This window comes from Chryseobacterium sp. UNC8MFCol (assembly GCF_000482305.1).
GTDB lineage: Bacteria > Bacteroidota > Bacteroidia > Flavobacteriales > Weeksellaceae > Chryseobacterium > Chryseobacterium indologenes.
This window is the reverse complement of record NZ_AXUZ01000015.1, coordinates 117,236-129,897: the sequence shown is the minus strand read 5'-3', so window position 1 is coordinate 129,897 and position 12,662 is coordinate 117,236. Positions and strand designations below refer to the sequence as shown.

The following is a 12,662-nucleotide window of genomic DNA, read 5'->3' as shown; positions in this document are numbered from 1 at the left end:
CCTACTGATTTTAATGTCATTGGGCTAGCTTAGCTCTTCGAATAAATATGAATTATATGCTAAATGTTAAAAAAAATCGCATCTTTTAGAATATCGATTAAAATCTTTGAATATTTACCATATCTTTTATGATGTCTTCAACATTAACATCAAGTGTTGGAACTGAAATAAAAAGTTGATCTTTAGCACGACTTGCTCCAACATAATAAATTCTATGTTCTTCCTGCGTATAATTGTATAAATCTGGTTCATACATAAATTTTAAATCTTTTTCTTCTTTTAAAATTAATAGAACGTTATCAAATTCATCTCCTTTTGCCTTATGGACTGTTCTGTGATAGCTTAAATCTTCAGATATATTTACACACAAGTAGACGCTTTGGAATGTGTTGTTTTCATAAAAAATCTTTCCTTTTCCTTTTGTTGCTTTTGGAATACTATCGTTAATATTCAGTCTGATAAATTCTGAGAATTCAAGCATAGAAAGATCTTTATAGTCATTGAATTTTGCCATTAAGATCGTTAAGTAATGTAAAGCTTTCTTTTTTCCTTCTAACCTATTACGTCTATAATTTATTACGTTTTCTAAAACTTTTATGGCTTCTTTAAATTTAGATTGTTGCCCGAGAGCAACAGCAGTAATACACGCTGTTATTAGATCAGCCCTTTTTTTAGTCGAGTCTTCTAACTTGATTTTCCGTAAAAGCTTATCGTCCATTCCAGAGCCGTTTATTTCTGATTTCATAGCATTGGAAGTGATATTATTTCTAGATAATGTATATACATACCCATCAGGACAAGAGGTTTTAGCTCTTCTCAGAGCTTCGACCATATCACCCACGTAAAGTACTGGTTTTGATATAGAAACCGTTCTATGATAATCTTGAGGAAGATCTTGCCTGATAATATTTAGGAAATCAATGATTTCATTAGTGCTTCTGCGATTAAATTTTAAAAAATAATGCTCCATTTCAGGTAATGTAAACCCATCGAAAAGTGCAGGTGTTGCACCTTGAAATGCATATATGGATTGCGCTACATCACCGATGATTCCAATTGTAGAACCAGTTGATAACTTTTCGATTATGTTTACCTGTATAGGGTTGCTATCCTGAAATTCATCAATAAATACGTAAGGGAACTTCTTATTGATTATTTTAATAACAAAAGGAAACTTTTTGATAATCTGATAGGCAAAAAACAATACATCATCATGATGAAGTATACCCCTTTGCCAAGTCATTTTTTTGTAATCAAAATATGAGCTGTTTTTAATAGGATAACCCCCAAATCTGAAAGGATAATCTGTTCTGACAATCAATTCATCGTCTACTAGTAACCATCTGAGTCTTTCAAAGGCGTAAGTAATTAAATTATCATCGGTAATTCTTTTTTGACCGGTTAATGCCTTCCACTCCTGCAAAAATGAGTAATCAGAAACTATAATATCTGTATGACCATCTAGCGAGCTGACATCAAAATCATATTCTTCAGCAATGAATGATAGATAAGGTTTAATTATATGGGAATAAAAGAAACTGTGAATTGTCAATACTTCAACCTGAGTTGCCGAGCTTCCAAGCCTTGTTAAAACTGTTTCAGCTGCAATATTGGTATATGTAATGCAAAGAATCTTCTTTGCGCCGGAAATTAGTGTGGAATTTCTTGTAACATTTTTAATGTGCTCAACCAGCCAGTGCGTTTTACCAGCACCAGGTCCAGCCTTAACTTTAAAATGTTTATTAATCTCTATTAAGGAATCTGATGATATTTCTACTGGCATAACTTTTCTATTGCATCTTTAATATATTGAGGAACATTGAACTCTACATATTCTTCAGTACCTTTTTTTAATAAATTATCCTTTAGCACAACTGCCAATTCTAAAGCATTTTCGCCTTTACCAATGGAATTAAGATATCTTGCTGCAATTATCGATCTTTTCTTACCATCTAAATCAAGCGAGGTGTTGAGAGTAATGCCGGAAATTATTCTCTCATTCTCATCACTTTCACGTAGGATTTCAAAGAAATTTTCAAGTGTTGAATCTTCGTGATCGTACAAATCCATTAGACGTTCTAGCTCATTTCTATTTTTCATAGAATCCGTTAGAATTAGTTTTAATGATGGATTTGAAAATGCTATTTCATATTCCAATGTTTTTCCTAACTCCGAATCTTGAGAATATACTGTAATGTTCGGGTGAGTCTCCCGCTGATATTCGTTGCTAAAAGAATTTTGCTGGTAATCGAAGGTTTCAGCTTCACTATTATATTCAAATGGATAACACTTCTGAAAATTTGATCTTTCTACTGTTCTGTTTTTTCTTTCAGGATCCTTGTCAGTCATACATACGACAGGTTTTGATATTGAGAAATCTTTTTCAGAATCGAATAAATAAAGAAAATGTTTAAAATATCTTCCTCCAACATTAATGACACTTACATGATGGTCTTCTAAAGATTTATCTTCGTAACCTGCGAATACCGTCGCAAGGATTTGTTCGGCAAGTCCTTCAACAAATAGTACCTTTTGACTAAAAAGCATATCTGACTTACTTGCATCCAAAAATCTCTCAACATACTTCTTGCTATGATCTAAAGGTTGACCTTCCGCATTAACAAATGTTTTTCCGGGATATGCCACAATAGTTTCTCCTTCATTATTGTGCAGGCAAATAATTTCATCTAGCCCAACGGCGGATGTTATATGTGTTGAATGTGTTGTGACAAAGATTTGTCTTACTTTTCTTTTAGTTTTATTTTCATCGAGAAATTTTAAAAACTTGAATTGCATTGCCGGATGTAGATGAGCTTCTGGCTCTTCGATAGCCAGCATTGAAAATATTTTTGCATTGCTATCCAAATAATTAACGTCATTATTGACCTGCATTTTTGCTAAAAGAAGAGACATGTAAATTAAATTGTTGTAACCAAGACCATTGCGTGTTGCAGGAATTTTTATTCCTGTCTCATATTCTACAATTAACTTTAGAACACTATACAACTCTGTCTCTGATATTACTCCTTCAAAATCTGGAACAGCATTGTTAAATGACGCTCCCGTATCTTTTGCATAAGATAATATTTCTTCCTTTCCTGATGCAATTCTCCTGTGTAACAAACCTACTAATTCTTCAGCTTTTTCAGAAAACTCAATTTTTCTTTCTTTAATATCCATATGTTTCTCAGGTGCTGTTTTTGTTGGATGGATTTTGATATCATAATCCATGAAAAAATCAAAAACATCTCGCAGCAAAGTATTTCGCCCCGTCAGCATATCTCTCTCGACGTCCCTTATAGCATCTAAAAATTGAAAATCAAATTTTTGTAATGAGTCTACGTCTGCTGTGGATTGATTGACAACATTTCCTCCCCAAATCTTTACTACATAAAGTCTTAGGAAATCATGCTTAATCGTATTCCAAATATTTTTATTTTGGTTTTCATTCTCAGGAATTTCCCTAACTAAGGTTTGGTAATTCTCGACATGCTTTTCGGGAAGAAAGAATTCATATGTTAATTTTGCTTCGTAATCTTCCTCTAATCTGGTTAGCCAAGTTGAAACGGTTACTAAGTCATCCTCCGTTTCATAAGATCCTTTTTTGATTGTTATTTCAATGCTTACTTTTGGAGGAGAAGTCAATAAATGTGCGGTCGGAATAAGTTTGTAAAAGTCGTCAATATTAAGACGTTTTGACTTTGAATTATCCATAACTAAGGAAAGAGCGGAAACCAAATTTGATTTTCCGGCATTGTTATGACCTATTACTACATTGATGCCGTCATTAAAATCGACTGTAGTATTTTCAAAATTCCTGAAATTGGTAATTTTAATCTGAGATATGTACATGGTTAGTTAAGTTGAAATGTAAAAAAGTAAAATTATTAAATTTTATATACTTAATTTAAAGTCTTGAATAAGCTTTGCTAATTTATTTAATTTCCCTACTGAATTATTACGGTTTTCCATAATTTATAGAAAAAAAAGTTTTTAAATTTACAGCACTTTTTAGATGTTTAGACAAAATATAAAACAGCAAATTAAAAATTTGTAATAATTATTAAGTCACATTTTTTAAGTGAATTTTTAATTAGCTATTTTCATCGTTGATCATGCAGTTAAGACTCAGGGAAAGTCTTTTACTTTAAAAAGAAATTATAATAAAAAACTAATAATGAGATTAATAGACGTTCTTGGTCTTAAAAACTTTAGAATATTTGATGATGTAGAAGGATTTCAGGAGGAAATGTCTTCTATAAACATACTAACTGGAGCAAATAATTCAGGCAAAAGCTCAATTATTAAATTCCTTCAGCTTTTAAGAGATAGTATTAAAGAAGGGCAATCAGTGTTTGATCTTGATTTGAGTTTACAAGAACATTTATTAGGAGATTTTGACAATGTTTTGCACAATAGTAAGAATAATAGAATGCAAATTTCTCTTCCTTTTACATTTTTAGGATTGACTAATTTGTTTGTTTCATTATCTTTTGATGTACAATCTAATCAAAAATATAAAGCAAAATTAAGAGAAATCAAGGTACTTGATAATGAAGATGAATCACTTTTGTTTTCTTTTGCATATAAAAAAGCTACTGACAATGATTTAGCGATAGATGATATTGAGTACAAAAAAGAAAAAGAAGAAAACGAAAAAAAATTCGAAGCTTATAAGAAAAATTCTGAAGATGTTATTTTTTCACAATATGTACCAATTCTACCTTATAACCAGCTTCAAGGATTTGTCGAATGGACTATTAACTTTGGAAAGCTTAAGAAAGAATTAAAAAACGTATACAGATTCTATAAAATTTATGAAGATAATGACAATAGTGTAGAGTGGTTGGAGGATATGGATGGTATCGCATCTAAAGAACATGTTCCATTTGTTCCGTCCGTACTCATTAAATCCTTTAAAGACAATATTAATCTAAGTTCTTGGACTATATTTGTTGATGGATTGCAAGATAATATTGTTAGTGATAGGGCAGTAATCAGAGAGAGTGATTTTGAAGTAGATGATTTTACTCCACCTCCAACAGTAGAAGAAATTCTTTATCTGGCTTCTGTTAATATCATCAAGCAGAAAGTATTTTGGATAGAAACAGATAAAAATAATCTTCAATATAATGTAATTGAAAATTGTTTTAAAAGTGCTTGGGATCTTTTGCAGCAAAGGATTTTAACGGTTAACTATCTTTCAGCGGTAAAAGAAAAGAATGCTAGAGTTTATTCTGCATCTAGTAACTCTCCATTTATAAATTTACTTAAAGATTACCATGCATTTGAATCAAGTTTTCCTTTCATGGAAAAGTATTTAAAAAAATTCGAAATAGGATTAAATATTAGCATTGATTTTCAGGTAAAGCTTCAATTAATCTCTATTTTAGTTACTAATTTTGATGGAAGTCATCGTGAGCTAGTTGATTTTGGGTATGGTATTAAACAATTGATTTTGATATTAATTCAAATTTGTGTGCAGGCAAAACGAAATAGAAGGGAAAAAGAGGTTCCTGATAATGAATATGGTTATCATATGGAGATTTATTATCTTCCAAGTTTGCTTCTTATCGAAGAACCGGAAGCTAATCTGCACCCTAAGTGGCAGTCACTTCTTGCAGAAATGTTTTTAGAGGCCAATGACAAATTTAATATCCAATTAATAATCGAAACTCACAGTGAATATCTTATTCGTAATTTTCAGAATTTAGTAGCTGCAAAGAAGCTTAAAGGCAAAAGAGTAAAATTATTTTATCTTAGGAATAAAGCGAAGTCTAATACTAATATCGAACAAATGTCATCTTTAAGTATCTCTGATGACGGCAGTATCGATTATAATGTATTTGATAGTGGTTTTTTTGATGAAACAACCAGTTTAGAACATAGTCTCCTGAATATTCAATTTGTTAATGATTTTAATAATTTGAAAGAAAAAAGTGTCCAAGATGATGAAAGAATCAATGATCTTGAATTGCGAATTGATGAGTATGTTAATAAGTTAGATATCTCGGTTTATGAGGGAATTATTTCTAACAATTTTGATATCCATAAATTAAATAGTACCACTGTTAAATACCTATCTTCTGCTGAACTTTTGCTTGCTACGACAGATTTAAATAGTGATTTCTCGCCTGTTATTATCCAGTATGGAAGAGCAATCGAGAATGAGCTGCAGATTTTGTTTTCTCCACTGAGAATACCCGGCTTGACATTGGCAAAAATGCAGGGTTCGCTAGAAAAATTTAAATCAGGTAGAACACGTCGTGTGAGTTGCAATCCTTCTGAACTTAATAATTTGAGACAACATTTATCTACAATATTTAATAATGCAAATAATTTAAAAATTAATCTGCTTGAGCGCTTAAGAATTCAGAGGAATTCTGCGGCTCACCCTGGACAGACAAAATCTAAACAAGAAGCAGAGAATTATATTTTGATTGCAAATGAATTTTTAATAAGATGGATTTTAGAAAAAATATAATTTTTCTAAAAAAATTCATTCATTTAATTTTAACTTCTTCAAAAGCTTTAACAATATGTTTATTTCTGGGATTATTGTAGGATGGATTTTCTTGAATATATCTGTAATCCTGATGTAATGTAGGAATTGCAACACCTGATCGCATTATAGCATTTCTGGTTTGATAAGGAAGTTTAAAAAAATGCAATGGCTGATTTCAATTCATTTTCAGATATTTCTTTTCTCATATTTGTTGCACTACAACCATTTCCTTTGTGGACAAATTTAACTGTGATATAATCGAAAAGAATCAGATCTTTAGTATTTATCCTAAATGCTCGTTTAGCTTTTTCAGGGTCATAGCCATTTTCTTTTATTTGCTTAAAGTGCAGCGGGAATTTCTTATCAGTGATGTCTACGAATCCATTATTTAGTAAAATCTGAGCAAGTTCTTCGGATGCGTAATAGTTTTTCATTATAATTTATGTTTCTAAATGATGCTTTATAAAAAAATATTGCTTTATTTAAAATTAAGTAAAATTTGGAAAATGACAAGCTATTTTGTTCTTAAAATAACTAAACGATAAGGTATACAGTTTTAAGTTGATTATTCTTTATGATAAACTCAAGAGTAATTCCTTGGCTCGTCTTACCTTTAAATTCATAAACATTAATCTATACTGTATTTGTTTAAGCAAGATAACATCCATTGGTTAACTTTTGCAAGCCCAGAAAAACGTGAAAAAACTTGTGGGTACCCGTGCAAAAAGAAAGTGGATATCAAATTCCATCTTGGGAGGTTTTAGATTATCTGATTAGTGTTGCTACAAAATTTGAGCGTTCGGAGCATCTGGAACTTGTTCCGGAAATTTTACAAATCATTAAGGATATTTCGGAACACCCCGTCGACAATTACCACACTTGGTATCGCTTAATTAAGATATTGTCTTTGGTTCCAAACGAAAATGTAACAAAGGAATATTTGGACTATATCCCTGTATGGGTAACCAGTCAATTTGATACAATGTTGCAAACGTCGGAAATTACAGATTCATTATTACCTAAATTTTTAACAGATAATCCAAATGATAGAGAGAAAGCTGAAATAATTCTATATTATTTATTTGAGTTGAGAACATCAAATAATCTGGAGGATTTTAATAGATCATCTACCGTACAATACTATTCACCTTATTATTCATATACCTTAAATAATGCATTTCATAACGAGGGATTACTTGACAAAATAATAAATATTTGTCATAACAAAACGATATACAGATTATTGGAGCAAATCAATTTCTTGTTACGCGATCACGTTATTTTTGCGGAGGGAAAAATTGGTGAAACAAATTATATTTTCAAAATATTTAGAATTTTTGAAAAAATGATAGTTCGCTTGGAAAAATCTTCAAATGGTGAAACGATGATTATCGATGAGGTTTCGCAAGAGAATTATTTAAAGCTGGATAAGGTTTGGTTTAATCAATTTTTAACTGATTTATTTGACAAAAATAACCTTGATAAAGTAATCTATCAAGATATTTATAATCGTCTGAGTTTTAATTTTTGGAGCGATTATACTTCTATAATTGGATATGAAGGAATTAAAGATTTGGATGAGAACTCTCATTATAATACTCCTATTTTGGGTGTATTTTCATTTAATTTAAGAGAATGGTTAACCAAATTAGTTACGCAGGATAGCGAGAGTTTACAAGATGTATTAAATGATTTTATTGAAGACCAAAGATTTGATCTTCCATACTTCAAGAGAATGTTGTTCTATATTGTTGCTGAAGATTGGAGTAATTTAAAATTTTTATTTTGGAAGTTATTGGATGAAAAAGATAGTATGTATTTATTTTCTACCTATGCCTATAGATTAGAGCTTCACTATCTACTATCTAAAGTTAGTACAGACTTAAATGAAGAGGAACAAAAGTTTATTTGGAAAATAATTGAAAATGGTCCAATAGGGGACAAACACTTAGCCTTGAATAAAGAAGAATGGCAACACCGATGGTTGGACGCGCTAAAGGAAAATTCATTTTTTAGTGCTAAGTTCTTGACGATTGAAGAACAGTCTAAGATTACTAAAGATTATTCTGAAGAAGGTAAAATTGTTGTTAGGATGGGCCATGTCACTCCATTTTCAAAAGATGAAATTCTAACGATGTCCGATGAGCAACTATTGAATGAACTGGATTCTTTTAAAAGTAATTATGGATTTGATGATCCAACAATTGATGGATTTGCAGAAGCTATAAAGGAAGCGGTGGAAGAGGATCCAAATAGATTCGCTCATTTTGTTGAAGAATTAGTAGAGATTAAGTTTATATATGCTTATAATATTTTATCAGGTTTTTCTAAAGCTTGGAGGTTAAGTAGAGATTTTGATTGGGATAAGGTTATGAAATTTTGTTATGCATACATAACAAATGAGTCTTTTAAATCTAATAAGCTTCAGCTAGAAGATGATTTTAGGGTAACTAAAGATTGGATAATTGGAGAGATTGGTATGCTTATAACTTCTGGAGCACAAAACGAACAGCATAGTTTTGATTGTAAGTTATTGCCAAACTGTAAAAAAGTTTTGCTTCAATGCTTGGATGAACTACCTAAAGATGATTTTAGTACCATTCGGAGTGGTGATTTTATTCTTCATTCTTTAAATTCTACAGCGGGACATGTTTTAACAGGTTTGCTTAATTATTCTTTGAAGTATGCTAGAAATCTGCCGAATAATCAGAAAGTCGCTCGATGGGATATTGAAGCTAAATTGGCTTTCGAACAATCTTTCGAAAACCATATTGATTCCTATGTTCTCTTCGGAAAGTTTCTTTCCCAATTTATGTTCTTAGATAACACCTGGGTTAATGATAATCTTTCAAAAGTAGAAGATTATGATGATATTAAATGGGAAGCATTTATGTCTGGAATAGCTTTTAGAAATCCGTTAAATATTGATTTTTATAAAATACTTTATTCAAGTTATCAGCGTGCCATAGATTCAGATAAGATTCTTACTTTCTATAATCACGGTCTGTTAAGGCATTTTTTAGCCTATTATTTTTGGAATTATGAAAATAGCTTTGAAGAAAGTTTTCTTTATAAATCACTGAAGAATCCGAACATTCATGTTCTCCAAAAAATTATTTCTCTTTTAAGAGGGCAAAAATCAATTATTGATAATGATCAGATTGGAAATAAAGAGGATTTAATTAACAAAATTCTAAAAGTTTGGGGACTAATAAATCAGTCTATAGAAAAAATAACCGATAGTAATGATAGTAAGTTATTAGAAGGAGTTGTTTACCTCACTGATTTTATAGAAAAATTAGATGAAGAAAATGTCTTGTTGGTTGAAGAAAATATGAAGAAATTTCAGAATCAGATCGTAAATATTCATATTACAGAAGCATTATCTCGATGGATAAATAATAGCCCCGCTCATTTGATTAGCAGAATAGCTTTATTAATGAAAATAAATTATGTTTATAAGAAAGAACCTATTTTAAATGTTTTGGTATTCTTATACGAGAATCAACAGAATATTGTAGCTAATCACATCATCAATAGATTGGTGAAAGAGGGATATGATTATTTCAGACCCATCTATCAACAATACAACAAGTAAAACATATTTCATTAAAGAATTTTTACCTTTGATAGTCTGTGTTTTAGTGAAATTTTGCAATCAAAAATTGTCTTTTTTTTGGAAAAACAAAAAGGACATATATTTGACTAATAAAAACAAACGCTCTTAATCTTATTTAAAAAAGTGACCTAAAAATAAGAGAAGGATATAAAGCTTATGGATAGTTTTTCAAATAAGAACAAGTCCCGTCTAAATATAATTGACTATTACTTTTTAAAAATTTCCTATTTACATAATCATTCATAATATTAAAAGTATTTGTTGAAGTTAGTAAAAAATACAAAATTGGTGATTTTATATAACCAAATCAAAATAATGTATTTGCCACCAAGTCTTATAATGAACTACAACTTTCATCTAATTATTCTCTACATTTCAATCTGAGATAATGAATGACGAGAGTTTAGCAAGTTTATCCAAATCTTCTACAAAAGTGTTCGGAAAATGCACCGCTGAGGTCACAAAGCTCCTTTTTTAAGGGGCTTTTTTGTTTTTATACCGGCGTTTTATAAATCAACTGCATACGTAAGCACCGGAAAAAGGCAACCTCCAATCATTTTATTGTAGTCCCTGATACTTTTTTATCATTGGGTGGTCTCTTTATTATTATTTTGATTACTCAGTTTTCCGCGGCAAATCATGTTGGGAGATCAGCAGGATTGACAAGTTGATATTCAGTTTTTATTAATGATTTATTGCAGGAATTCATGGTGTCCGCTCTTATTATTTAATTAAAACCTATACATACATTATTCTTAAGTCATAAACCTTGCTAGAACTAAGGTCGCATCAGGAAGATTCCGGCTGCTTGCATTGGCAAAAATGATGGATTATATTATTATATTCGGAAATCTGTTAACTGTATTTGTGAATAAAACCAGTGTTCATAGGTGTTTGTTGGATTTTTACTTTTAATTTAACTGTTTTTAACAAAATTTTATATTTTCAATTGATTTTTTGTTTACATTTACTGAACAAAACTAAAAACCAAAAACTCATGAAGAACATTCTACACTCAAATTTCTCTGAAACTTGACAATTCTCCTATTGCAATAGTTGAGAACTGTTATTACTACATTAAAAAAATAATCATCAGACAATACTTTAAGCTCTTTTCAGACCTTGTTGTGTTGTTATTAAAACCACCATTTATATGAATACGATCTCCTGTAGGAGAATTTTCATGATGGCTATGCTGTCGTGTTCTTTCTCTGCATATTCCCAATTGGTAGGATCTGATGTCCAGCTTTGGGAAAAAACTAATTCCAGCTTGCGGGAAGCCACCCGATGTCCTGATGAGAATTTATTAAACTTTCATTGCGGCATCAAGGACAAACTTCTCAAAAAGTATATTAAATACAGTAAAAATAAGAGCCATACAATAAGCCTGGTTCATACTTCAAAGGAGAATGAACTTATCTGGAATAATGCTGATAAGAACGTTTCGCTAAGCAATAATTCTTATGTAAAAGGTAAAAACTCCAAAGAATTGAGTAGGCGTCCGAGTATTTTTTCTTTTTTGGCGAATGCCGATCAAAGAGAAAAGGTGGATAGTTTGAAAATCAAATTTGAAGACCAGAATCTTTATGAAATGATTTTTTTCACGAAGAAAGCAAAGGCAATGGATCTTAATAAAATCCATTCGTATCTGTCTATCAAATATGGGATTTCCTTGGAAAAAGGAAAATACTACGGCAGTGACGCTAAAGTAATCTGGGATCCGGAAAAACATAAAGATTATAATTATCGACCCACAGGTCTTGGAAGAGATGATGGAAATGAGCTCTATCAGAAGCAATCTACAAATCAGGCAGATTTGTTTCTGACCATCGGGATGAACGGTATTGCCAGAACCAATTTTGAAAATGCGACCACACTTGACAACAATAATTTTGTAATGTGGTCGGACGATAATAAAGCAATGGCTTTAAAAACAGATCGGGACTTAGAAGTTTTGGAAAGAAATTGGGAAATTGATTTTATTGGAAACAAAGTCCCCAAAGCGGATTACAGTGTAAGGATTTTAAAAGATGCAGTCAATCCGAAATCCCTTCCAATTGCTTATTGGATGTTACTTAAAAGAGATAACGGAAAGGTTCAGCGAATTCCAGGTGTGGAGAATGAAAAATATGTCACTTTCAACAAAGTAGAATTCGTGGACGCTTTCGACTCGGCAAATAAAGCTTACTTTACTTTTGCGGTTGGTCCGAAGGATCAGAAAGGTAAAGAACAGGATCCGAGATCTGTTTCCGGTTCCGGAAACTTATATGGGGAAAAAGATCTTTCATTAGACGTAAGCTCAATAAATCTTTATCCTAATCCGGTAAAAAAAGATCAGAATTTTACCATTGTTTTTCCTAAGATGGACAATCTGGTTATTTCAATTTATGATGCAGGAGGTAAGTTAATAAAACTGGAAAAAATAAGCAGTTCTGTAAGTTCATATACCCATCATCTTCCTGTGCAAAGTGCTTATTTAATCAACCTTACTCAGAACGGAAAAAATATAAAAACTTTTAAACTAATCGTTGACTAAGC

Annotated in this window: 6 protein-coding genes; 3 read left to right on the top strand and 3 right to left on the bottom strand. The window is 31.1% G+C overall.

The annotated features are described in order from the left end of the window. Positions 1 to 97 precede the first annotated feature (97 nt). Both M030_RS0109900 and M030_RS0109895 read right to left on the bottom strand, forming a co-directional pair. The gene (locus M030_RS0109900) at positions 98 to 1,783 is read right to left on the bottom strand and encodes a UvrD-helicase domain-containing protein (protein ID WP_002978683.1); all 1,686 of its coding nucleotides are present in this window, start codon (positions 1,781 to 1,783) and stop codon (positions 98 to 100) included. Continuing rightward, complete coding sequence (locus tag M030_RS0109895) at positions 1,774 to 3,852, bottom strand: ATP-dependent nuclease (protein ID WP_002978684.1); 2,079 nt, start codon at positions 3,850 to 3,852, stop codon at positions 1,774 to 1,776. Before M030_RS0109895 ends, M030_RS0109900 begins: the two co-directional genes overlap by 10 nt. 325 nt (positions 3,853 to 4,177) lie before the next feature. Here M030_RS0109895 and M030_RS0109890 point away from each other — a divergent pair, with 325 nt between their 5' ends. Next, positions 4,178 to 6,484: an AAA family ATPase gene (locus tag M030_RS0109890; protein WP_027373362.1), complete on the top strand. Its 2,307-nt coding sequence runs from the start codon at positions 4,178 to 4,180 to the stop codon at positions 6,482 to 6,484. Positions 6,485 to 6,657: 173 nt separating this feature from the next. Here the strand turns inward: M030_RS0109890 and M030_RS24920 are convergent, their stop codons facing one another. After that, the gene (locus tag M030_RS24920) at positions 6,658 to 6,939 is read right to left on the bottom strand and encodes a hypothetical protein (protein ID WP_002978687.1); all 282 of its coding nucleotides are present in this window, start codon (positions 6,937 to 6,939) and stop codon (positions 6,658 to 6,660) included. 284 nt (positions 6,940 to 7,223) lie between these two features. Between M030_RS24920 and M030_RS0109875 the strand changes: the two genes are divergently transcribed. Together M030_RS0109875 and M030_RS0109870 are read left to right on the top strand one after the other, a co-directional pair. Next, positions 7,224 to 10,103, top strand: a complete 2,880-nt coding sequence (locus M030_RS0109875) for a hypothetical protein (RefSeq protein WP_155860243.1) — start codon at positions 7,224 to 7,226, stop codon at positions 10,101 to 10,103. Positions 10,104 to 11,277: 1,174 nt separating this feature from the next. Then, positions 11,278 to 12,660 (top strand): T9SS type A sorting domain-containing protein, encoded by a 1,383-nt coding sequence (locus tag M030_RS0109870; protein ID WP_081806320.1) that lies wholly within the window; start codon positions 11,278 to 11,280, stop codon positions 12,658 to 12,660. Positions 12,661 to 12,662: the final 2 nt, after the last annotated feature.